This is a genomic window from Streptomyces sp. DSM 118878, assembly GCF_052936595.1.
In genome coordinates this window covers 1,509,280-1,532,122 of sequence record NZ_CP193622.1, presented here as the reverse complement: position 1 = coordinate 1,532,122, position 22,843 = coordinate 1,509,280, and the positions used below count along the sequence as shown (strand labels likewise).

General features: G+C 66.7%; 16 protein-coding genes and 2 pseudogenes. 7 read left to right on the top strand and 11 right to left on the bottom strand.

The window, feature by feature from the left end:
* Nucleotides 1-3: 3 nt before the first annotated feature.
* From ACRAKF_RS06475 to ACRAKF_RS06460, 4 genes are all read left to right on the top strand, one after another.
* Complete coding sequence (locus ACRAKF_RS06475) at nt 4-1,728, top strand: fatty acyl-AMP ligase (RefSeq protein WP_447035918.1); 1,725 nt, start codon at nt 4-6, stop codon at nt 1,726-1,728.
* A gap of 55 nt (nt 1,729-1,783) precedes the next feature.
* Nucleotides 1,784-2,077, top strand: a complete 294-nt coding sequence (locus ACRAKF_RS06470) for an acyl carrier protein (RefSeq protein ID WP_447035916.1) — start codon at nt 1,784-1,786, stop codon at nt 2,075-2,077.
* Nucleotide 2,078: 1 nt separating this feature from the next.
* Nucleotides 2,079-3,011 (top strand): class I SAM-dependent methyltransferase, encoded by a 933-nt coding sequence (locus ACRAKF_RS06465; protein ID WP_447035914.1) that lies wholly within the window; start codon nt 2,079-2,081, stop codon nt 3,009-3,011.
* A gap of 341 nt (nt 3,012-3,352) precedes the next feature.
* The gene (locus ACRAKF_RS06460; protein ID WP_447035913.1) at nt 3,353-4,114 is read left to right on the top strand and encodes an AfsR/SARP family transcriptional regulator; all 762 of its coding nucleotides are present in this window, start codon (nt 3,353-3,355) and stop codon (nt 4,112-4,114) included.
* Nucleotides 4,115-4,285: 171 nt separating this feature from the next.
* Here ACRAKF_RS06460 and ACRAKF_RS06455 read toward each other — a convergent pair.
* The 5 genes and pseudogenes from ACRAKF_RS06455 to ACRAKF_RS06435 all read right to left on the bottom strand — a co-directional run.
* Nucleotides 4,286-4,654, bottom strand: a pseudogene (locus ACRAKF_RS06455) (DedA family protein); the annotation flags it as partial.
* Between the two features lie 230 nt (nt 4,655-4,884).
* Nucleotides 4,885-7,182, bottom strand: a complete 2,298-nt coding sequence (locus tag ACRAKF_RS06450) for an MMPL family transporter (RefSeq protein WP_447035912.1) — start codon at nt 7,180-7,182, stop codon at nt 4,885-4,887.
* 133 nt (nt 7,183-7,315) lie between these two features.
* Nucleotides 7,316-7,588, bottom strand: coding sequence for a hypothetical protein (locus ACRAKF_RS06445; RefSeq protein WP_447035911.1), 273 nt, complete (start codon nt 7,586-7,588; stop codon nt 7,316-7,318).
* On the bottom strand, nt 7,581-7,922 hold the full coding sequence (locus ACRAKF_RS06440) for an ArsR/SmtB family transcription factor (protein ID WP_447035910.1): 342 nt from the start codon (nt 7,920-7,922) through the stop codon (nt 7,581-7,583). The genes ACRAKF_RS06445 and ACRAKF_RS06440 overlap by 8 nt, the downstream gene beginning before the upstream one ends.
* 143 nt (nt 7,923-8,065) lie before the next feature.
* On the bottom strand, nt 8,066-8,410 hold the full coding sequence (locus ACRAKF_RS06435) for a CU044_2847 family protein (RefSeq protein ID WP_447035909.1): 345 nt from the start codon (nt 8,408-8,410) through the stop codon (nt 8,066-8,068).
* Here ACRAKF_RS06435 and ACRAKF_RS06430 point away from each other — a divergent pair.
* Both ACRAKF_RS06430 and ACRAKF_RS06425 read left to right on the top strand, forming a co-directional pair.
* The gene (locus ACRAKF_RS06430) at nt 8,353-9,999 is read left to right on the top strand and encodes a hypothetical protein (RefSeq protein ID WP_447042305.1); all 1,647 of its coding nucleotides are present in this window, start codon (nt 8,353-8,355) and stop codon (nt 9,997-9,999) included. The two genes, ACRAKF_RS06435 and ACRAKF_RS06430, sit on opposite strands and share 58 nt — an antisense overlap.
* Before the next feature lie 177 nt (nt 10,000-10,176).
* Nucleotides 10,177-10,341, top strand: a complete 165-nt coding sequence (locus ACRAKF_RS06425; protein ID WP_447035908.1) for a hypothetical protein — start codon at nt 10,177-10,179, stop codon at nt 10,339-10,341.
* Between the two features lie 741 nt (nt 10,342-11,082).
* Here the strand turns inward: ACRAKF_RS06425 and ACRAKF_RS06420 are convergent.
* Nucleotides 11,083-11,337: a hypothetical protein gene (locus tag ACRAKF_RS06420; RefSeq protein WP_447035907.1), complete on the bottom strand. Its 255-nt coding sequence runs from the start codon at nt 11,335-11,337 to the stop codon at nt 11,083-11,085.
* A 332-nt stretch (nt 11,338-11,669) separates the two neighbouring features.
* Between ACRAKF_RS06420 and ACRAKF_RS06415 the strand changes: the two genes are divergently transcribed.
* Nucleotides 11,670-12,167: a toll/interleukin-1 receptor domain-containing protein gene (locus ACRAKF_RS06415; RefSeq protein ID WP_447035906.1), complete on the top strand. Its 498-nt coding sequence runs from the start codon at nt 11,670-11,672 to the stop codon at nt 12,165-12,167.
* Nucleotides 12,168-12,783: 616 nt separating this feature from the next.
* On the opposite strand, the gene drmC is transcribed toward ACRAKF_RS06415, so the two are convergent.
* The 5 genes and pseudogenes from drmC to ACRAKF_RS06390 all read right to left on the bottom strand — a co-directional run.
* Nucleotides 12,784-13,518 carry a DISARM system phospholipase D-like protein DrmC gene (gene drmC / locus ACRAKF_RS06410; RefSeq protein ID WP_020273718.1) on the bottom strand — a complete coding sequence of 245 codons (735 nt, stop codon included), beginning with the start codon at nt 13,516-13,518 and terminating at the stop codon, nt 12,784-12,786.
* On the bottom strand, nt 13,511-15,544 hold the full coding sequence (gene drmB, locus ACRAKF_RS06405) for a DrmB family protein (RefSeq protein WP_447035905.1): 2,034 nt from the start codon (nt 15,542-15,544) through the stop codon (nt 13,511-13,513). Before drmB ends, drmC begins: the two co-directional genes overlap by 8 nt.
* The gene (gene drmA / locus ACRAKF_RS06400; RefSeq protein ID WP_447035904.1) at nt 15,541-19,305 is read right to left on the bottom strand and encodes a DISARM system helicase DrmA; all 3,765 of its coding nucleotides are present in this window, start codon (nt 19,303-19,305) and stop codon (nt 15,541-15,543) included. The genes drmB and drmA overlap by 4 nt, the downstream gene beginning before the upstream one ends.
* Nucleotides 19,302-20,747: a type IIL restriction-modification enzyme MmeI gene (locus ACRAKF_RS06395; RefSeq protein ID WP_447035903.1), complete on the bottom strand. Its 1,446-nt coding sequence runs from the start codon at nt 20,745-20,747 to the stop codon at nt 19,302-19,304. The genes drmA and ACRAKF_RS06395 overlap by 4 nt, the downstream gene beginning before the upstream one ends.
* A 577-nt stretch (nt 20,748-21,324) precedes the next feature.
* Nucleotides 21,325-22,140 (bottom strand): annotated as a pseudogene (locus ACRAKF_RS06390) (SAM-dependent DNA methyltransferase); the annotation flags it as partial.
* Nucleotides 22,141-22,843 lie beyond the last annotated feature (703 nt).

The following is a 22,843-nucleotide window of genomic DNA, read 5'->3' as shown; positions in this document are numbered from 1 at the left end:
TTCGTGGATGAGCTGACCACGGCGACGAGTGTCGCGGCGCTTCTGCGCCGGCGCGTCCGTGAGAACCGTGAGGAGCGGGCAGTCGCCCATGTCGCACACCTCGACGGCCCCGACGGCGTCAGTTCATGGACGTACGGCAAGCTGGACGAGGAGGCTCGTGCGGTGGCCGCCCGGCTGCGACACCGGAACAGCCCGGGTGACCGGGTCCTGTTGCTGTACCCGGTGGGGCTGTCGTTCGTAGCCGCCTTCATCGGCTGCCTGTACGCGGGTGTCATCGCCGTACCCGCACCGGAGCCCGGACAGTACCGCCAGCAGCGGCGCCGTCTCAGAGCCATCGCGACAGACGCCGACGTACGGACCGTGCTGACTGATTCGTCAGCTTACGAGGCGGTACTGGACTGGCGCGCCGAGGAGCGTCTCGACCAGCTCCGAGTGGTGGCGACGGACGTCGCGGATCAGGGCTCCGGAGTCCTGGAAGCCGGTGACGCGGTGGAGACGGACCACGGCACGGTCGTGCTCCTTCAATACACCTCGGGGTCCACCGGCGACGCCAAGGGCGTCATGATCACCAACGGCAACATGCTGCACAACGGCGCGTCCTACCTGCGGGGCATGGGACAGCGGCCCGGCTACCGCTCCGGCGGCTGGCTCCCCCTATACCACGACATGGGACTGAGCGCACAACTGCTGCCCGCACTCATGGCCGGTGGCAGCTCCTACCTGATGCAACCGATGACGTTCGTGCGGCGGCCCCACCTCTGGCTGCGCATGATCGACACCTTCGGCATCCAGGTGTCCCATGCGCCCAACTTCGCCTACGACCTGTGTCAGCGCAAGATCACGGACAAGCAGGTGGAGGGCCTCGACCTTTCGCGTTGGGAGTACGCGGGCAACGGCTCGGAGCCGATACAGGCGTCGGTCCTCACGGCCTTCGCGAAACGCTTCGCCGACCACGGCTTCCAGGAGACGTCGTTGGGCCCGAGCTACGGCATGGCCGAAACCGTGGTCTATGTGAGCGGCGTCTCCGGCCGGCGGCCCGTCGTGCGCAGTGTCGACGCGGAACTGCTCGAACAGGGCGAGTTCGCGCCGGCCCGGCTGGGACGTCCGGCGCGCAACCTGGTCGGGTGCGGCCCCGCGGAGAGCTACGAGGTGCGCGTCGTCGATCCGGTCACGAGGCGGACGGTGCCCCCGGATGGCCTTGGCGAGATCTGGCTGCGGGGCCCCAGCGTCTCGCCGGGGTACTGGCAGCGGAAGGAAGCGTCCCGGACGACGTTCGACGCCGCCCTCGCGGACGGTGACGGAGGGTGGCTGCGCACCGGTGATCTCGGGATCGTCGTGGACCGGGACGTCTTTGTGAGCGGGCGCATCAAGGACCTGCTCATCGTGCGCGGCCGCAATCTGTACCCCCATGACATCGAGCACGAACTTCGCACCCAGCACCCTGAACTCGGCCAGGTCGGCGCGGCCTTCGGGGTGTCCCCCTCGGAAGCCGAACCGGGGGACGAGCACGTGGTGGTGGCGCACGAGGTGCGCGGGAGCGACGCCGACCTGCTTCAGGCACTGGGCACGGCGATGAAGCTGACCGTCGCCCGCGAGTTCGGCACGGAGAGCACCGTCATCCTGCTCAGACCCGGTTCCGTCGCCCGCACCACCAGCGGAAAGGTGCGGCGCGGTGAGATGCGCCGCCGCTATCTGGCCGGTGAGCTAGCCCCGGTCTGGCAAGGCTGATGGCCGCCGCCGAGCGGCAGCTACGCCGCCCCGTCCGACAATCCGAGGAGACGAAATGACCGCCCCCGCCGACCGCCTGGCACGAGAGACACTGGCTGCCTGGCTGGCCGAGTGTGTCGCCGCCCATGTGCGCATGGCACCCGAGGACATCAAGCCGGCCGAGCCGATGTCGTCGTACGGCCTTGATTCCATCGGGGCCACCTCTTTGCTCGTTCAAATCGAAGAACGAGTCGGTCATGAGCTGGACGCCAATGTCCCCTGGGAATACCCCACCATCGATGCGCTCACAGATTTTGTGTTGCAACTGGAGTCGCAGGATTCCGCTTCGGGCCGGATAGGGGCCGTCTGAGATGCCGGCCGCTGCCGAATTGGCCGTCGCGCAGGACGCTCCGGCCCTCGCCAAGATTATTTCGCATGTCGTCGATCTGTGGCCCGAGCATGAGAAATTTCTGACGGGCAGCCTGGCGGGCCTCGACTCGCGTTCGCTGCGCGACACGGAGGAGATCGCGAGCCTCGTATGGAAGCTGGTGGAGCCGGAGATAGCCGCCGTAGTGGCCAGTTATCGCTGGGTGTGCCGAAGGCTTCTCGACGAGGAGTTGTACTTTCGCAGACACGGTTGCTATCGCCATGCATCGGTCCGTGAAGTGGAGGAGTCGGGGTTCTACGATTCCGACGACATCCATCACTATCACCGGGGCCTTTTGCTTTCCCAGGTCCTGTGGCGCAACCATGCCGACGTCTCCCAGATGTACGTACGCGATTTCCTGTCCCGCTGCGATTCGGGGAGCCGGATCCTGGAGGTCGGCCCGGGGCATGGCCTGTTCCTGGCCCTTGCCGCCCGGCATGCCACTCAGGCGCTCACCGGCTGGGACATCAGCCCCGGAAGCCTCCAGTACACGCGGAGGAATCTTGCCGAAATGGGCGTGAGCGGCGTAGATCTCGCGTTGCACGATATTCAGGACGGAGTGCTCGGGAACGTCGGGTTCGACCGTGTCGTGGCCAGCGAACTGCTGGAGCACGTGGACAATCCGGCAGAGGTGCTGCGCTCCCTTGCCGGCGTCATGCGGCCGGGGGCCGAGATCTTCATCAATGTTCCTGTGAATAGTCCGGCTCCGGATCACATCTACTTGTGGAACACCCCGGACGACTTCTTCAAATTTGTCTCTTCAAACGGGATTATTCTGATGAAGACGCATGCGTTCCCTATGTCCGGATATACCGAGCAGCGTGCGCTCGAAGACCGTGTCACGATCTCGTGCGTGGCCATCGGAAGGGTGGGGTGAAAGGGGCTGTCACCTTGATAGTTTGAATTTGTTTTGTGTTGACGGTGCGGTCTGGGCGCCGTTACACTTTCGGTGTTCGATTTGAAGCGAGAGTTTGGGCGGATATCGTCGAACGTCTCGTAGGTTTTTGGCAAAGCCGGAAGCGCGGGGGATTCGTACACGCTGCTAGTGGGGCTTTTCGATGGTTCCTCGACGGCGTGTTTTCAAGCTACGCCGATCGTGTCGTCGGTGTGCTGTCCGGACCGGGAGTGGGCGAGTCGTGATGATGCCGACGCCCAAACCCTTCATGCCTGCGACCCACGCCAAGCCCCGAGGCGCGCCATTGATCTCAGGGAGAGAAAGTGGAATTCCAGCTCCTCGGTCCAGTGCAGGCGAGCGATCGTGACTGCGAAGTGATCATTTCCGGATCGAAGATCTCCACCGTCCTTGCGTCGCTCCTCCTCGCCAGGGAGAGGCTTGTCGCCAGTGACCGCATGAGCTACTTACTGTGGGGTGCGCAGCCTCCGGCCACCCGAAGCGCCCAGATCTACACGTACATCTCCAGGCTGCGGAAGGCGCTCGGCCACGATGTTCAAGTGGAGCGGAAGGGGTCGGGGTACCTGCTCAGAATGAACGGGTCCCGGCTGGACGTCGTGGAGTTCGAGGAACTCTGCCGGATCGGCCAGGGCGAACTGGCCCGCGGAGACTATGCGTCGGCTGCTGAGTCCCTGCGGCGCGCCCTCAGTCTGTGGCGAGGGTCCGCGCTCACCAACGTGACGAGCTACCTCGAGGATGCCGCGAGACCCAGGCTTGACGAGCTCAGGAACGCGGCTCACGAGAGCAGGATCGAGGCTGACCTCGGCCTCGGCCGGCATCGGAGCATCATCCCGGAACTGACGGCCCTCGTTTCGGAGTACCCGACCCGCGAGAAGCTCCGTTCCCAGCTCATGATCTCCCTCTACCGCTGTGACCGGCAGAGCGAGGCGATCGACATGTTCCACGCGGCTCGCCGCTATCTCGCCGACGAACTGGGCGTGGCTCCCGGGGACACACTCAACAACACCTACCTTGCTGTGCTCAGAGGAAATGTCGATCTCCTGATGCCCGCACCATCTGTGCCTTGACGATCCCGGCCGGCCGGGGCAGGGCGGCGAACTCGCACACGTCGTGCCGCGTCGCCGTACCATCCGGTGGATGGCCGCGCCGCTGATCGCCACCACAGGAACCAGCAGTGTGACGAACAGCATCCAGGGTGCCGCGCGCTCGGAGGAGGCCCGGGCCGCGGCACCCAGCCCGGTGTAGAGGGTAGACCAGAGCAGCGAGCTCGCCACCGACCAGCTGAGGAACCACCGGAATGACTTGCCGGACGCGCCAGCCGCCAGTGGTGCCAGCGTGTGTGCCACCGGGACGAACCGGATCCACACGAGCCCTTGCCATCGTCGCCCTTCGCCGATGAATGCCTTGGCCCGCTGCCAGTGCCGCGGCTTTGAGATCCGGCTGCAGAGGGAATCCGAGAGGCGACGACCGAGACGTCGACCGATTCCGTAGCCGGCCGCCTCGCCGATGACCGACCCGAGGGTGGCCGCCGCCACGACGTACAGGAAACTGCGTGGATCCGTCGAGAGGGTGCCGGACAGCACGGTGAGAGAGTCGCCCGGCACCATGAGTCCTACGAAGATCAACGTCTCCCCGACCATGGCAGCGCACAGCAGCAGCGCCAGGAGCCCCACAGGCTGTGCGGCCAGGTGGTCGTGGAGGGTCGCGACGGAAAAGCCCACTGATGCCTCCCTCGCTGTTCAGCCGTGGCGGCTGAGATCGTAGAAGAATCCCGGAATGGTCGTCGTCCCTCAGGGGAGTTGCTGCCCCGCCCGGCACGTCGTCAAGGTCTGCGTACTCATGGACGCGTCCTCACCGAGCCGCCCACGATCGAGGGCTCCTCGGGCTCGGGAGCGCGGATCTGCTCCGGGGCCGCCGCTTCTGCCTTGCCGCCCGGGAGCCAGTGCAGCCACCGCGGGAGGGCCCAGGTCTTCTGGCCCAGCAGGGCCATGATCGCGGGAAGCAGCACACCCCGCACGATGGTGGCATCGATGATGATCGCCATGGACATCCCGACGCCGAGCATCTTGTACTCGATGGCCGACAGCGTGACGAAGATGCTGAAGACGGCGACCATGATGACAGCCGCGCTGCTCACCACGCCGGCGCTCGTGGCGATACCGCTGACGACGGCGGCCGTCGGCTCCTCACCTGCCCGCCGCCTTTCACGGATCCGGCTCAGGATGAAGATGTGGTAGTCCATGCTCAGGCCGAAGAGCAGCACGAACATGAACAGTGGCAGCCAGCTGGTCACTCCGCCGTACGGGGTGAAGTCCAGGAGTGAACTGAAGTGACCGTCCTGGAAGACCCAGGTGACGGCACCGTAGGCGGCAGTGATCGACAGCAGGTTGAGGACGATCGAGATGACCGGAACGGCCAGCGAGCGGAAGGAGACGAGCAGGAGGATGAAGGCCACGGCGAGTACGAACGTGAAGACGATGGGCGTGGTGTCCTTCAGCGTCCTGGTGAAGTCGTACGGCTGGGCCGTCTGACCGTTCACCGCGTACTCGATGCCGTCGACCTTGCCGAGAGTCGCCGGCAGGAGGTCTTGGCGGAGGGTTTCCAGAGCGGCGTTCGAGGTGTCGTCGGTGCCCGAACCGGCCAGCGGTACCTTGACCACGAGTGCGTCACCCACCGCGGCGCTCGTGATGGAGGTGCTGATCTGCCCGTCGGTGTCGGCCGCCCGCTCGCGCAGTGAGTCGACCGCCTGGCGCACGGCGGAGCCGCCCACGTTGTCGCCCCAGACGACGAGCCGAGCCGGTGACGGATCACCGGGGAAGGCCTTGTCCATACGGGCCACCGTCTCGACGGCGACATGGGAGTGCGGCAGGCTGTCCGTGACGGACGGGTCCTGGAGGCGCATGTCAAGGGCGGGGAGCGCGACCGCCAGCAGCGCGAGCAACGCGGCGCCGCCCCACGCCAACGGACGACGTACCACGGCCCGGGCCACCGTGCCCCACACCCGTGACTCCGCCGCGGCGGTCCGCCGGCGGCCCAGCCAGGGGATCCGGCCCTTGTCCACGCGGTGGCCCAGTAGGGACAGGAGAGCCGGGAGCACGGTCATGGAGCCGATCACCGTCAGGCCGACGACGATGCTGGTGCCGACGGCCAGCCCGCGGAAGACGTCCATGCCGGTCAGGTACAGGCCGGAAAGACAGAGCATCACGGTGACGCCGGAGAGAACGACGGCGTGCCCGGAGGTGCGGGAGGTGACCTTGAGGGCTTCCTGGGAGCTGCGGCCCCGCTGCCGCTCCTCACGCTCGCGGCGCAGGTAGAACAGGGAGTAGTCGACGCCGACGGCCATGCCGATCAGGAGCACCACGGAGGAGACGGTGCTGTTGATGGGGATCACGTGGCCGAGTGCCTGGAGGAAGCCGAGGGCGGAGAGCACCGCGGTGATCGAGAGCAGCAGCGGGACACTCGCCGCGATCAACGCGCCGAACACGATGAGCAGGATGACCAGCGTCAGCGGCAGCGAGATGACCTCGGAACGCTGGAAGTCGTCGTCGTAGGCGTTGTCCACCGCGGTCCGCGTACTCATGTCGCCGGCCTCGCCGACCCAGACGTTCTCATGGCGGTCCTGGACGGCGTTGATGGCCTTCCACGCCGTTTCGGAGTGCAGGCCCAACTCCTCGTCAGGACCGGAGACCTCGAAGGTCACGAGTCCGGAGCGGCCGTCCTCGGAGAGGAGGCTGTCGTTGCCTTCGTCCAGAGGCGAGCGAACGTCGGCGACCGACGCGGACTCGCGTTCCAACGTCTGCACCATGTCGGTGACCGCCGCCTGGATCTCGGCCGAGGAGAACCGGGTCCGGCTGTCGGCCTCGCGCGGCTGGATCAGCACGTTCTCTTGGACGGGCTCGTCGGTCTGCTGCGATCGCAGCACTTCCTGGGCCCGTCCCGATTCCCCTGGGTCACTCGTCAGGGCTTCGGGGCCCGATACCATGCCGCCGGCCAGTATCGCGGCGAGGACCAGCGCGAACCAGCCCGCGACAGCCGTCTTGCGATGTCGTACTGACCATGCGTTGATGCGTTCGACGAAGGTGCCCCGGGGGCCGTCGACCGCCTCGTCGGGACGTGGCTTGCCAATGCCCGGCATGACGTGTTGTCCTTCCTCAGAGGGTGTTTACCTGCGAGAACTCGCCTACTGGCGAGATGGAGCGCCTTCCATACCTGGGCCGACGAGTTGCCGCTCGTCGGCCCGGGGTCGTTCTGCGGTGGTGCGTCGAGGTCTATTCGGTCTCTTTGAGGATGCGTTCAACCCCGTCCAGGCGGTTCTGCATGTCCTCCAGCCGTGCATTGACAGTTTCCAGTTGGCGTAGCACCGTCTGCTGCGTCTTCGCGCCTTCCTCGGACAGGTCCCGGTAGTCCGACTCGCGGGACAGGAGCGCCTTGGCCCGGGTAGTCGTCGTGCGCATCCATATGAGGACCACGATCACGGACGTGACCAGGATGAAGACGCCGATGATCGCGGCTACGGCCTGCCACTGATACTCGTCATCCATCGGATGACTCCTTTCGTCCGGACTGTGATCCATCACGAGGCAGCGTGAGGGTCTGGGCGGCGTCCGCGATGGTCTCCGGGCTGAGGAGGACCGCGAATCGGGTCACCTCGTAGTACTTCATTGCTTTCCCGTCCTCCGAAAGCTGTAGTTCAGCCGTAACCAGTTCAGCCGCCTCCAACTTGCGGAGGTGCACCTGCAGCAGGGCGCGGCTGATGCCGAGCTCGCGGGCCAACTCGCTCACGTAGCTGCGCTTGCCTGAGAGTGCCGCGACGACACGCATCCGATGCGGATTGGCGAGCGCCGAGGCAGCCCGCAGCATGTGGTCGCCATTCATCCTCCGCATACCAGCTCCTTGCTCGTGCCAAGGAATACTTGCAGGAGCCTAGAGATGGCGCAACCCCCGGCGTCCGCAGATCCCAACGTCACCTCGGACTTCGAACGAGGGGTGAGGGCGGCGTAGTTGCCGTGGCTTCTGCCTCAGCTCGCCGCCCCGCCGTCCGCCCCGTCCGGGCGCCACGTGGCTGTCACCGTCAAGTGGGCCTGGCCGCTGCCGTTCACGATGCCTAGTTTGAGGTCCTGGCCGACCTGTACGCCGAAGATGACGGTGATCTCGGTGGGGGGGCGTCGACCTGTCCTCTTGGCTCGATGACAACCATGCGGACCGGATCGCCGTCGATCGCCTGGCCGACCGTTTCGAGGACCTGACCCGGGACCTGGCAGACCACCAGATCGCCCATGGCGATCTGCAGCACGGCAACCTGCTAGTGGCGGGCGACGACACCTTGCGGCTGGTCGACTACGACGGCATGTATGTCCCGGCACTGGCCGGCCTGGGCGGGACCGAGCGAGGGCACCGGAACTATCAGTCACCCCTGCGGGGGAACGACGACTTCGGAGTAGATCTTGACCGGTTCTCCACCTGGGTCATCTTCCTCTCGTTGAAGGCGATTGCCTCCGAACCGGCCCTGTGGCCCCGATTGCACGAACCCAGCGGCGAGTTCCTCCTGCTCACCGAGGACGATTTCATGAGCTCGGCCGGGTCCGCACGACTGCAGACACTGCTCACTCATCCCGACCGTATGGTGAGCGGACTCGCCGACCAGGTGCGGACCCTGGCCTGCCAGCCCCTGGATATGCTGCCGCCGCTCACCCTGGCCGTGCCCAGGCAGCGCCCAGCCGCAACGGTGATCACGGACACCACTGCTCGCAGTGGGGCCGACGCCCCGGGTGCGGGCGGCCTACCCGGCTGGGTGGCGGGACACGTCACCTCTGCGGTGTCGCCCCCGCAGCCCGCGCCCTCGGTCGCCCCACCGGACAGATTTCAGGTCAGGACGCCACTGGATGTCGCCGTAGCCGTCGTCTGGCCCCTGATGGTGGCGGTGACCGTACTGGCTCTTTTCGTGGGCCTCTCGACAGCCCCGTTCGGTCCGGCAGTCCCGGTGCTCGCCGCCGCCGCGTTCTCGGTGTTCGGGCGGGCCCGCCGCGCGGAGTGGGCTCAGGCACGGGCCGTTCTCTCCGGGCTCACAGCGGAACGGGACCAGCTCGACGACGCAGTCAAGGCCGAGGGGAAGCTACGCAAGGACCGGGCGAAGTTCGACGCCGCAGAGACGAAGCGCACCGCGGACCACCCACGAGCACAGAGCAAGCTCACCGCGAGCCACCAGGTCGAGCTCCAGCAGATCGAGAAGCGGAGGATCCGAAAGCGGCACGAGCTGGACAAGAAGATCGCCGGGCTTTCGGCGGAGCGAGGGCAAGCGTTACGAACGGCGCTTGCCGCTCGGCAGTCCGCCTACGTGCGGGACCGTCTCGGACGACAGCTGATCACCCGGAATCCGCCGTACGGCATCGGCCCGAAACTGGCCGCGCGACTTGCGGCAGCGGGAGTCCGTACCGCAGCCGACTTCACCGGATACCGAACCGTGCACAATGCGCACTACAACAGCGTCGGTGCCGAACTGGTGCTCAGCAACGGCCGCCGCATCGACGTCCAGGGCATCGGTGAGGCCAAGGCCATCGCGCTCGATGTCTGGCGCAGGCAACTGGTCGCCATTGCCGAAGCCGATCAGCCCACCACGCTCACCGCACAGGAACGGCAGTCGATCGACCAGGGCATCGAGGCCCGGCGCACCCGCCTCACCGCTGAGCTGCGCTCCGTGGACGCGGCAGCTGAAGCCTCGCGGACGAAGGCACAGCAGGAGTTGGCGGACGGCCAGACACGGCTCACCCGGGAGAACACCCTGGCCGGCGAGCGGGCCCGCCGACAGCGGCAGGAGTTCAGCCGGCGCGCGGTTACGCTCCAGCAGAACAGTGCGCGCCATGCGGCGCTGAGCTCTGCTGCCGAGACAGCTGAGGCTCACCGGCGCAGGCTCTCCCTCGTGCGATACCTGCGATTCCTCTACACCGGTCGCTGAACCGCGCCCCTGGAATGCACGATGCCGCATCCACGGTCGGCCTGGATGATGGTGTGCCGGTTTTGTCGATCATGTTGCTGTCCGGAGGGGGCGGCTCCATCTGACACCATTCTCGCGGAGGACGGGCTTTGGGCGGTCTTGCCCAGTCTGGTAAATACGTCTTCTTTGGTGCATGTCTTGAAGCGGACGAACGTCTATGCGGACCCCGCAGGCCTCGCCATCACCAAGGAGGCCGCCAAGCGGCGCTGCATGGGTCCGATCGCACCCTCGGCGAGAGCGGGGTGCGCCGACACTGCGGCCGACGCCGTACGCCGCGAGACCAGGGCCGGTACTGCCGCGTGAGCATCAAGCGTCCAATGAAGCGATCATGGCCGCCGGCCTGTAGACACCCGGGAACTCGGCCGTGAAGCTGCGCTCAGCGCGGTCGACGACATCCGGGCCTGGATGTGGCGCGGCGCAGCGCTGTCCGCGAGATCACCGAGGACCACCTGGGAGTCGCCCAGTCCGTGCGGTGCGCCCGCCCGCCCGCGACAAGGCGTCGGCTGTGACGCTCTTTTGGCGCTCAGGGCTCCCTCAAGAAAGGGATGCGGGCCAGAAAGCGCTGCTTACGTGCGGTTTTCTGGTTCCTGTTCGGGCCGACATCTTTCCGATGGCGCATCATGTGGAGTGCGTCGCCATCCTCGAACCGGTTGCAAAGGGCTCCTGACCTGCGGTTTTGCCCGTGCGCATTATGTGCGGTGTGGGCGTTACGGGCGATATCTTGACGCTGAAATGACGCTCGTGACGCTCATTTGACGCTCGTTCTGATGGGGTGTCAGGTGTGCATCGGGCAGGTCAGGTGGCGTCAAAGCTGCGAGTGACGATGTGACGCCGAGGGCTGGTGACGCTCAATGCGGGGCCGCCGGATCGTGCAGATCAGATGTTCCGGAAGAGATTAGCGGGGCTCGTGACTGGCGATGCACTCGTCGCAGTCGGACCCGTGGAGCATCAGTAGATCCTGCCGGAACACGAATGGTGTGAAGCTCGCACCCTGCCCCGGGAAGTGCCTGCGGCAGTTGTCGCAGGTGTTCTCCTCGACGTCGGTCAGCTGTGGTTGATGGCGTACGCTGCGACGCAGTCACGGCAGCGCCACAGGTCGGTCGGCATCAGTAGGAACATCGGCTGCAATGGCACCCCGCGCGGGTGCGCCCACCTGTTGTCGAGCGGTAACCGCACCAGGTAGCCCTCGATGACCGGGCTGGTGCCCGACGTCGGTCTGTCGGAGCCGAACGGCGTCTTCGTCATGTTGCGCGCGTCGGCCTGCGCGGCGGCGATCTGGTCGAGCGCGGGATCCGTCATCCTGAGTCCTTCCGCGTTGGCCAACGAGCGTACGTCGCACCCCCGACGAACCACGCCCGCGACGGCCCTGGACATGCTGCTGCCGGCCGTTCAACAAACCACGACACTGTGTCGGTGGCTCGCTTTATCATGGGCGCATGGCGCAATGCACAGCACCCTCCCGAGGCCACCGCACCGCGAGTGGGGCAGCGAACTGCCCGGCGTGCAGCACCTGGGGACGGAGGTCGCACACCCCGTCGTATTCGTCCGGACCCTCCTACGGCGGTGGCGGTCGGTCGTCCGGCGGGTCGTATGGCGGCGGCACCTCGCGGCGCACCAGGTCCGGCAGGACGGTGTCGTACACCCCGACCGAGTGGCGGGCGGTCGAGCCCTACGCCGACAAGGCTGCGGTACAGGCACAGGTACACCCGGACAAGCGAGACCTCTTCCTCTGCCACGCCTGGAACGACCGCGAGGGCAGTGCGAAGGAGCTCTACGGTCACCTGAAGATGAGCGGTGCGACGGTGTGGTTCAGCGAGGAAGACCTCCCGTTGGGCTCGCTGCAGATGCGGGAGATCGATAAAGGGCTTCGTAACTCCCGGATCGGCATCGTGCTGGTCACGCCAGCCCTGCTCGAGAGCATCAAGAACGAGGGGATCGCCGAGAAGGAGCTCGCCGTCCTGCTCGGCACGAACCGCGTCGTGCCCGTGACGCACGGGGTGACCTTCGACGAGCTCTATGACGTCAGCCCCATGCTCGCGTCGCACTCCGGGCTGAGCACGAAGGAGACGTCGCTCGACGCCGTCGCCGCCAAGATCGCTGCTGCTGCCGCCGCGCTTCCCGTTGCCTGACGTCCGAATCCACCAGCGAACGTCGGGCCAGTCCGTCGCGGGCGGAGGGCCTGCAAGGCCGCGCTCTATGCGCTTGCACTTCCATGCGCACTACGAGTGCGGACCGCCGTCGTTGCAGTCGGTGGCCGGGTCCACGACGGGCTGCTCGCACACCTAGCAACGCACACTAGTCGGGCCGACCGCACAACGCGCCTTCAGGGACGCACTGGCGGATCTGCCGCCGCCCGTGCACGACTGGCTCCCGACCATCCGGATCAGCGATACGGAGGTCACCGCCATCACCGCTACACCGGATCCGGTCTCGTCGCTCAGGATACTGCTTGGAGAACGCGGGGCACTGGCTGCGTGTCTCGCCACTGAGTGAGACGGCGCGGCGACCCCCGTCGTTCAATGGCAGAAGCGAAGCGCCCGGCCTCCTCATCTGCTGGCCGGGCGCACTGCTGCTGCATTTGAGGCGACGCCCGCCGGAAAACAGCGGCGGGGCGTCTGCGCACAGCAGGCTACGACGGCGTGCAGTGTCCGGCGAGGGCACCGTTGTTTGTTGGCGATGCAGCTCGGGTGGGTAGGCGACGCCTGGTTCTCACAGAGAGGCTCCGGAAGGCCGCTCTGCGAGATGTCAGGAAATCCGTTCGTACAGGGCGCCCTCCGCCTCGCGCAGCTCGCGCTCGACGGCTTCGGCAAGGTTCGGGTTGTCGATGAGGACGCCGAACTCGACGTTGTTGTTCTCCGCGCTCCAGGAGAAGTTCGCGCTGGTCACCAGGAGAAGGTGGTGATCGATGGCGAGGAACTTGGCGTGGTTGCGGACGTATGTGCCGTCGAACTGCTTGGTTCGCCAGACCTCGGCCGGCGCTAGGTGCGCAGCGACTTCTGCAGTCGTCGGGGACCGTTGCTGTCCGACGCCGTCCGCGGCCCGGGCGTCCATATAGACGCGGACGGCGATGTCGTCACGCTGTGCGGCTTCTCGTAATGACTTCCAAAGCGCTGAACTCCGTTGGAAGTTGAAGGTTGAGCACGTGATTGCGTGGCGTGCGCTGTCCACGAGGCGGGTCACCGAGGTGGTGAGCGGCCCGCTCTGGACGAGGTGTCCGGGCATGGTCCAGAGCGGTGACAAAGTGGTCGGCAGAGCCCGTGCCCCCTCGATTGCGCGCAGGGCCAGGACTTGTTGGTGCCTTGGCCCGGTGCCGCTGGCAACCGCCTCCAGAAGGCGTCGGACCTCTGCCCGCTGGCCGACCGCGACGACCTTGAGCGCCGCGGTGAGGGTGTCACCGTCGGCGAGCCGGTCCGCTATGCCTTTGGCCTCGGTCCCGGTGAGGAGTTGGCCGAGGCGTCGTGGCGCGTCCGCCTCACTCATGGACCTGGAAGAACCCGAGGTTGCTGCCGGGCAGGTCGAGGAGGAAGCGGCGGTCGAGGAAACGGTTGGCGCGCTCGCAGGAGGTCTCCGAGGCCATGACACAGCAATGGCAGGCGGCACCGTGGAGGAAGTCCTCGGGGTCCTGCGGGGCGCGCTTCGAGCAGATGGGGTCGGAGGAGCATCGGGCGGCCTTGCGTAGCGCGCTGTCGACGACCCTTTGGAGGCGGGAAGGCTCGCTGAGTTGGACGAGGCCGCCGAGGGTGCCGTCGCTGTCGGAGGCGGTTGTGCAGATCAGAAGGCCGGCCGACGGGTCTCGGCCCTCCGCGGCGGGCCAGGCGTAGAGGCGTTCGCTGAGACTTGCCGCCGAGTAGCCACAGGTGAGAGCGAGTTCGCGGATCAGGACGTGGGCGAAGGTGTGGACGAGCCAGTAGCGCGGGGGCTTCAGGCGGGTGTCGGGGTCGACCTGGTCGGCGGTGTCGGAGAAGCGGCGCCTGAAGTTTCTGACGTGTGCCTCGCGGTGGAACTTCCACATGTCGGTGTCGAGGACGCGTTTTTCCCATGCGGCGACTGCGTTCTCGTCGAGCTGGAGGAAGATGCCTTCGCCCCGGTCCTCGGTTGCTACGGTCCAGGCCGGTCGTGGTGTACGGGTCAGTGGGGCCAGGCGGCGCGGGAGGTCGCCGACGCGGTCCATGTCATCAATGCGGGTGAAGCCGACCAGGGCATTCACCTTGCGGAGACGCTCGACCGCGAGGACGCGGGTGATCTCCGGCTGCAGGGTGTCGCCTCGCTCGCGGGTGGCGAGGGTGAGGCCGCTCTTGGGGTCCTCGACGCGGGTGCCGACGATGTCGCGCAGCAAGTAACGCCATTCAGGGACGAGAAGGTCGACCGGATCCCAGTCGCGCAGCTTCTCTTCCTGCTCCTCCGGAGTGTCGGTGGGTGCGGAGGCGGCCTGAAGGATTTGTTCCAGGTCGTGGTCCGACAGGCCGGTTACGTCTACGCCGCCGTCCATCCCGAGCAGGTCCCTGATCAGGTCGAGGTTGGCGCGGTACTTGGCGAGCTTGTCGCCGAGCGCGGTGCGGACCCGGTCGGCCAGGTCACTGGCTTTTTCTTCCTGGGACTCCGGCATGACGATGATCGACTGGGTGGCCGGGAACCACAGGTTGGAGGCCCCGACGAGCATCAGCCGGGTGTCGTTGCCGCATCCCCTGGGCTCGAAGGCGTCCAGGTGCGGGTGACGTCCGCGACACTTCGGCAGTTTCGCCTTGCCGGCCTCGCCCTGTGCCTCGTTCATCGGGCGCCGCAAGTCGCAGGATGCGCACTGGATGACGGCCGAGGCACCCTTCCCGGCCGTCCGGTCGACCATCTTCAGGGCGGGCAGTTCTGCCTTGCTGCATGGCTGCCCGCGGTGCACCCACAGGTCGTACGGGAACTCGTCCAGGTGCCCGTCGACGCAGGCCAGCAGATAACGGGCCGGGATGGCGGTGCGCCGCATCGGCTTGCGGGTGCGGCCACCCGCGCGCCCCGTGCACTTGGCATGTTCGAAGACGGCCAGGTCGGTGCGGAAGGGATGCGTATTGCGGTAGTCGAACTGGGTGAGCAACCCGAGCATGTCGCAGCCAGTGCACCGTAGCCACTGCGGGAAGACCCGGGACGGGACGCCGAGGTCGTTGCCCTCGGCGGACCGGCTGTGCTTCTTCGGCTGCCAGGGATACGGCCGCAGCTGCACGTCGGGGGAGCGCAGCATCATCCGGACCACGTCACGCAGCCGTGGAGCGTGGATCTGGGGAGGAGCGGAGTCACGCCGCTGCCAGATGCGGTCCCACTCGTCCAAGCCAGTGGGCATGATCGTGAACTGTGGCAAGTCCATGATCGCGCCGGGACCGTAGGTGTAAAGCAGGGAGGAGGGGCGGGCTGAGCCGACCTTGGCGCGGTTGTGCTTGGTGGCCTTCTCCGCCTCCTGCTCCAGATCGCCCAGCGGGTCGACGGCGTGAGCGACGTCGTAGACGAACCGCGTCTCGTCACTCACGAATTCTCCTCCGGCATCTGCCACTTCGGGGCATAGTCAGGTGCTCGGTACACCAGTCGTTCCTTGATTGGGCTCACCAGCAAGTTGATCTCCGGCTGGACCTCACGCATCGAGTTCGCCACGATGAACGGCGGTGCGTCCCGTGTGTCAAGGCCCGCCTTCGCGTTCTCCGCGCTCATCATCAGCGCATCGTGCCGACTGTCGTCCAGTACCCTCTCGTACACCAGTGACTTACGCAGCTCCACGAGGTGCTTGCGCCGCTTGCCCCACTGGTCGAGCCGGTTCTCCAAGCGCAGGCGGGCGCGGTTGGCCGCGTCCTCGTCACCGGCCCGTGCAATCCGCCGCACGAGGGCGTCGATGAGCTCACCGGCGAAGTGCTGCTCGACCTCGATACGGGCCGCGCCGTCCTCCGGGGACAACCCTTGGCCTTGGCCGGACTTTGCGGCCTGCAAAACCCTCGCCGCGCTGACCAGCACACCGTCCAGGCCGCGTTCCAGCGAGGTCACCGAGAACGGGGTCACGGACAGTGCCTCAACCTGGGCATAGAACGTCTCGTGATAGTGGCGGAACTGCTCGAAGTGGGCGAGGTCCCTGGGCCGCGCCCAGTTCCCCAGCGCGAGGACCAGGCCCGGCCGGTCTGCGGCCCGGCCGACCCGGGAAGACGCCTGGATGTACTCGGCCGTGTTCTTCGGCTGCCCGACTACGAGCATCAGACCCAGCCGGGTCACGTCGACGCCCACCTGCAGCATGGAGGTCGCAAGGACCACGTCGTACGGGTTCACCTCGCGCGTGGGCTCAGGCTTCTTCGCCTCCCGCAACGCGCGCCGGTTTCGCTTGCCCGCGGTGGAGTCGAAATCTGGATCGAACGACACAGCCATCTGGTCGAGGGTCGCGGTGATGTCGGCGCTGGCCACACGTGACGTCAACTCGGCGACGTGTAGCGACCCGTAGTTGGTACCCGTGCGGCGGGGCAGCTTCGACCAGGGGCGGCCCTTGGCGAGCGCGGTCTGGATGTCGTCGCTCATATACCGTGCCATGCCGGCCAATTCACGGGTAGCGCTGAAGTAGCCGACCAGGCTCATGTACGGATCGGCCACGCTGCCGGAGCGGTCAAGAAGCAGTTGCCCGCCGGCCATGAGGACCTCGGCAACCCGGATCTCCGCCGTGGTCAAGCGCACCCCGGTCGTGCTGATCCCGACGTACCGGCGACCCGGCTTGTCCTCGGAGACCGGGATCTCCTTGGAAAAGAAGGTGTTCCCGGCGTCCAGGACCTGCGGCGGGAAGATGGTGACGTCCCGCCCGTACAACGCACGTACCTGGTCGGACGCGTTGCGTGCGGTGGCGGTGGAGGCGACAAGGAGCGGACGAACCGGGCGCCCGTCCTTCGTACGCCAGTCGGTCATCACGTCGATGGCCACCTCAAACAGGCCCACCGTGGTGCCAAGGGCTCCCGTAATCAGGTGAAGCTCGTCCTGGATGACCAGATCCGGGGGCCGGAGCCGGGTGGCCGGGTGCACGGGAGCGGCCGGATGGCCGTCCTTCTGGGGGTGCTTGCTGCCGTCCTTGATATCGCACTGCTGATAGTCGGGGTGCACGAAGCCGTGCCGCTCGCAACGTCGTGAGACATGCCCGAAGAGCGAGGCCGCCTCGCCCTCCCGCGCCAGACGGGCGAACTTGTCCACTGTGGCGATGACGAACGCCGGCGCGAGCCGGTAGATCTCCTCGTCGACCGTAAGGACCGGCAGCCCGTCGGGGACCTCACCGCCGTCAGAGAATGGGCACTCGGCCAGCTCGTCACCGCAGTACACGTACACCCGACGCAGCGCGGGCTCCGTGCGCACATCCCGCGCCTCGACCCGCGTCCCGCACCACGGGCAGCGCTGGATCTGCAGCACCGTCAGTCGATACCCGCGGCCCCCGTGGGCCTTCTGCAACTGCTCGGCAGCCTCGTCATACCGCTTCGGGCTCACATCGGTACCGACCCACAGCCCGATCCGGAACGGCTCGTCTCCCCAGGTCGCCATATCATCGCGCCGCGCCATCTCCGCTGCGCACACCAGGGCGGTGGCGCGCTGGAACTGCTGGGCGGTGAGCAGACGCAACGTGTACCGCATGAGAACGGCCACTCCGGGCCGTCCGTCCAATGGCCCCTCAAAGGCATCCACGACGCCTTGGCGCCGCCGGATCGCGAACGTGTACGCGGCCAGACCCAGATACGCCTCCGTCTTGCCACCACCGGTCGGGAAGAACAGCAGCTGCGCCTTGGCCAGATCCCCCGACCGCTTCTCGGCCGCCGGGTCGGACAGCAACGGCAACTGCATGAGCACGAAGGCGAGCTGGAAGGTACGCCACGAATGCGCCAAGGCTCCCTTCTCCTCGAGGATCGCCTCGCGAGCCTCGTCGATGCTCTCCTCCGGCTGACTCGCCCGCCGCTCCGCGACCTGGGACTGCACACGCTGATCAGCCATCACCCGGTTCATGAACCGGAAGCAGCGCAACGCCTCCTCGTCCCCGAGGAGATGCTTTAGACCCTCCTCAAGCTGGCGTTGCACCCGGCGCGCCTCGGTGACCGCGTCCAGACCCTCGGACCGCAGATGCTCCGGGAGAGCCTTGGCCCGCTGCTCCTCGCCGTCCAGCCAGGCCGTGTAGCCCGCGAGGATCGGCTCAAGACCCGTACGCAGTTCGTCGGTCGACGCCTCCTGGAGCCGGCGCATGTCCAGCAGGGCCGCGCCGATCTCCTCGGCGGCCGTCTGCGGTGTCTCGCTCACCGGCAACCACGTCGTCCAGACCTCGCTGGCCCTGCGTGCTCTCTCGGCTACCTCCCAGTCCACCGAGCAGGTCCGGCCATGGGCGAACTCCAGACGGTTGCGGTACTGAAGCCGCAGTCGCCGCAGTTCGTCGTCCGGCTCCTCGCGCGTGTCGAGGAGTACGTCATTGACCGGCAGGAACACCTCAACGCCACCGGCCGATATCGACAGCTTGGTCTGGTACAGCCACGCCTCGACCGGGATCTTGCGAGGTGTCTCCCGGTCATTGCACAACGCCACCTCAATCAGCCGACAGCCACGCTCGGAGTCGTCGTAACGATCCACCCGAAGAAGGATCTTGTCCTTGAGCACGATCTCGGTCGTACGGGACGGCTTCAGGTCGGCAACCTTGATCGCCTTCGCAATAGTGTGCGGGGTGCGCTGAAAACGACGGAGAGCCGGAGCGGGTGCCGTGCCCTCGTCTCCGCCGTCTTCGGTGCCCGCGCCACGCTTCTCCTTCACCGGCTCGTACGTGCCCCACGAGGCGGTCACCGTGAACTCGTCGAGATCGTCAGGGATCTGGAAGCGCAGCCCCATCGACGCCGGGATCATCAGCCCACGCTTCTGCGGCTGGTCCTCGACCTCGTCCTCGTCCGAGCTCGCGCTGCTGTCGTCGACGGCGGTGAGCGGAACGCCCCGGCTCTCGGCGGCGTCCACAGCGTCACCCACGTCGGTCGCGGCGTCGTCCGATCCGGCTTCGCCAGGGTCGCCCTGGCCGGCGGTGAGGCGCACGGGAGCGATCCGGCCGATCAGGTACGCCGAGTCAGGGACCCCGTCGAGGATCTCGTCCGGGCCGTTGGCCGGTCCGAGGAGCTCACGCTCCAGGATGTCGACCAGGTTCTCGCGGGCCGTCCAGGAACGTTCGTCGGGTTCGAGGGCGAGACGGTAGGCCAGGGCCTGGGGGCCGCCGGATCCCGCTGCGGGCTGGGTGCCGTCGCGCCGGGGGGTGGTCACTCGTCGCCCTCCTCTTCCTCAGTGGCCTCATTGTCGCCGATGGGTACGACAACGCCCTGCGAGGCGGCGCGGCGGTGGTTCTCCTCGAGGAGACGGTCGAGGACCTCCACCCGGGCGGCAGGACTCACCGTCCAGCGTTGCATCTGGCGGTAGGTGTGAAAGCCGTGCTCCAGGGGGACGTCCCAGCCGTAAGCCGCCATGACGGCTTGGTCGAGGTCGACGTGGATCTCGCGGATGCGGGCTACGTCGAGGTCGGCTGAGTCGGTAATGCCGGGGTCGTTGACCAGGTTGTATAGCTTGGTGAGGCCGAGGTCTCGGCGGAGCATGATCTCGCGGCGCTTGGTGTCGAGGGTTCGGCCAGCATCGGTGAGTTCATCCGTGAAGCTTGGAAGAGGGAACGTTTCGAATACGTCTGACGGCGTGTACCGAGGGTCGTTCCTCATGCCTGACCCGTACTTGATGGCCCAGGTCTGATGGAGCGACGAAGACAACACTGCCTGAACCGCGTAGGAGTTTTTGGCGAACACTACGACTTGCTCGCTCGGGATGATGTCCGCCTGCATGCGTGATGGCATCACAGTCTTACTGACCCGCGCGATGACCAGCACGTCTTCTAGGCCGGCATCGGCGATTGCCTTCCGCATCGCGGGACGCGTTCGCAAGAAGCGCCACCAAGGCGCCTCACGAACCGCTTTCGGCTTCTTGGCTCGCTCCGGTTTCACAGTCTCAAGAACCCGCTGGAATGGCAATGCGTATTCTTGTGCCTGCGACTCGGATCGATCGTTAAAGTCGATCACCCATCGTGACGGTGAACTATCCGAGCGGGAGTTGAGGTCTTCTCCGGTCAAGTAAGGGGACAAAACCTCGGCGTTCTTCGGATCTGCCTCGATCCACTGCGCGGCCTCTTCGGGCGTAAGTACGAAGCCGACACCATAAGGCTTGCAACCCTCGAAAGTGACTCCCTGGTTCTCCGGCAGCCTCTTCGATAGCCCTTCAACGCGCCCTTCGGGCTCCAGAAGAGTGGAAATCTTCTTGACCACGATATCGTCGGCGATCCGAGGCACCTCGGCAGCTACAGGCCCCCGACCACCCCAAAACGCCGCGTATTCCAGGTTGGCGCTGACTGCAGGCCAGGGGCGGCTTTGAATTGACCGCGTGATGGTAATTCCGTCGGCCGCGAGGCGATCGAGGCCGATCTCTCTCGTGTCCCCCTGAGCGATTGTGTTAGTTGCAATTAGTCCGATGCTTCCCCGTCGTGTCAGGAGGGCCACAGCTCGAAGGAGGAAGTAGGCCACTATGTCAGCGCGTCCGCCGCCTCCATTCCCTTCCGCGAGAACGTTTCTGAGCCAATCGAGGAAGTTGCCCCCCGCCGCCCCAGAGATCTTGGTTCCACCCAAGAACGGCGGGTTCCCAACTACCGCATCGAACCCGCCCCGCTCCATGACATCCGGTACGGCCAGGATCCAGTGCAGCGGTTTCCACCGCTTGTAGTCCGTCGTCACCGTCGGGGTGAGCCCCGCCTCCTTGATGCCGTCGAGCATCGTCCTGACCGGTTCCCCGCCATCGGCGGGGTACGCGCCCTCGACGGCAACGCGCAGATCCTGGTACGCGGCCTTCAACTGCTTGCCGGGCTTGCCACCCCACCGCAGCCCGGCCGCGATCACCCCGTCCGCGACGTCGGCGAGCTGCAGCGTCAGCTCCTGGTACCGGCGCCACTGCCGCCGTTTCGTAGCGGCCGAGCGCTGTGGGTCGCTGTCGTCGACCTCGGTGGCGAGCTGGCGGCGCAGACGGCTGGCCCTGGTCCAGGATGTCGTCCACGTCCAGGGCGAAGATGCTGAACTGGTTGCCGGCCGCGGCGGGGTCGATGTGGAGGCGGCGCAGCTGGTCGGCGTCGGTCAGGCCGAGCAGGGCGTTGCCGTGGAGCACCTTGTCGTCGACGAAGGAGAATGGGAGCTTCGGGTCCAGCGACACCAGCCACAGCGACAGTTTGCACATCTCCACGGCCATGCCGTTGATGTCGGCGCCGTACAGGCAGGTCGCGACGACGGTCCTTATCGCGTGGACGTGCAGGTCGTGCGGTGTCCTTCCGTACCCCACGCGCTCGCGCTGCCATGCCTCGACGAGCCGGTCGGCGAGGTACCGTGCCGCAGCGACGAGGAAGGCGCCCGAGCCGCAGGCGATGTCGGCGATGCGCAGGTCGAGGATCTGGTCGGAGTCGATCGGACGCCACGCGTCCTGGTCGGCGGTCTGGTGTGGTCCGGGCGAGTAGACGAGAGGTTCCAACGCGTACCGGACGACTTCCTCGGCCAGTGAGCGGGGCGTGTAGTGCGCGCCCGCCGAGGCGCGCGAGGGGGTCTCCACCAGCAGAACGCCGCCGGGCTCCACTACCAGCGGCCGGTTGCGCAGGTCGCGGCGGATGATGCCGATGAACGGGCGGAGCCGGGCGCGTAGTCCAGGGTCGTCGGTGACGTCGCGCAGGGCAATTTCGGTGTCGTCGAGAGTGTCGCCCGCCTTGAGCGCCTTGGTGAGGGCGGCTTTGCTGGACGGCTTGGCGGCCGGCTGGTGCTGTTTGATCCAGGCGAGGATCGCGTCGGCCAGCGCGGTCTCGGTGTGCTTGGTCTGGCTGAGTTCTTCGAGGGTGGCGAGGGGGATCTCGGGCTCGGATCCCGCGCTGCCGGTGAGTCCGACGATGATCTCTTCGGCGGGTTCGCAGGAGTAGCCGAGCAAGCCCTCGTAGATGTAGCCGATCTGTTCGACGTCGATGTCGCGGAAGGAGATCCGTCGTGCTCCGCCGGGCAGTTGGGCGATCTGGACAGCGCGCAGGACTTCGAGCATGACGCGGTCGCTGACCGTGATGGCCAGGGTGTCCTGGGAGTCGCGGTCGGTGAGGAAGGGGAAGCGGGCCGGGTCGAAGAGGGAGCCGCCGTACTCGGGCAGGCGCAGGTCCTCGAAGCTCGCGCCCCGGTACAGGGCCTGGGATGTGGCCAGGAGCCGGTGCCAGGTCAGGAACGTGGCGTCGAGGGCCTGTTCGCCTTCCTCCTTCTCACGGGCGTCGAGGAGGTCGAGTTCGTCGCTGATGCCGTATCCCATGGCGAAGAGGCGGCTCTGGGGCAGCAGTCCGCGTTCTTCGGCGAAGAGGAGGAAGACGACGCGCATCATGACGGTGACGGCGGCCTCGTAGACCTCGCCTCTTGCCGCCGGCAGTGGGTCGGGCTCGCCGCGTCGCTGTGCGTCCAAGGCGCCTTCGGACAGGGCTTGGACGATGAGTTCGACGGCGCGACGGACCTGGGTGCCGAGTGCTTCGGTGATCTTCTCGGCGGCGGTGACGGACTCGCCGAAGAGTTCTGTCAGCCGATCCTGCTGTTTGCCGCCGACCAGGCGGCGGCGCTGGAGGAGTTCGATGAAGGCGTTGCGGGTTTGGGGCTCTTCGATCCAGGTCTGGGCGTCGATGATGCCGGAGGCGACCATGGTCTGCGGGCGGGCGCTGACGATCGCCCACCAGCGGCCGTCGGTGACGACGCCGATGGGGACGTCGGAG

What these genes read in the sequence shown, in the direction of transcription:
- ACRAKF_RS06470 (WP_447035916.1), top strand. Translation starts at nt 1,784, where the DNA reads ATGACCGCCCCCGCCGACCGCCTGGCACGAGAGACACTGGCTGCCTGG.
- ACRAKF_RS06465 (WP_447035914.1), top strand. Translation starts at nt 2,079, where the DNA reads ATGCCGGCCGCTGCCGAATTGGCCGTCGCGCAGGACGCTCCGGCCCTC.
- ACRAKF_RS06450 (WP_447035912.1), bottom strand. Translation starts at nt 7,182, where the DNA reads ATGCCGGGCATTGGCAAGCCACGTCCCGACGAGGCGGTCGACGGCCCC.
- ACRAKF_RS06445 (WP_447035911.1), bottom strand. Translation starts at nt 7,588, where the DNA reads ATGGATGACGAGTATCAGTGGCAGGCCGTAGCCGCGATCATCGGCGTC.
- ACRAKF_RS06440 (WP_447035910.1), bottom strand. Translation starts at nt 7,922, where the DNA reads ATGAATGGCGACCACATGCTGCGGGCTGCCTCGGCGCTCGCCAATCCG.
- ACRAKF_RS06420 (WP_447035907.1), bottom strand. Translation starts at nt 11,337, where the DNA reads ATGACGGATCCCGCGCTCGACCAGATCGCCGCCGCGCAGGCCGACGCG.
- drmC (WP_020273718.1), bottom strand. Translation starts at nt 13,518, where the DNA reads ATGAGTGAGGCGGACGCGCCACGACGCCTCGGCCAACTCCTCACCGGG.
- ACRAKF_RS06395 (WP_447035903.1), bottom strand. Translation starts at nt 20,747, where the DNA reads ATGGAGCGGGGCGGGTTCGATGCGGTAGTTGGGAACCCGCCGTTCTTG.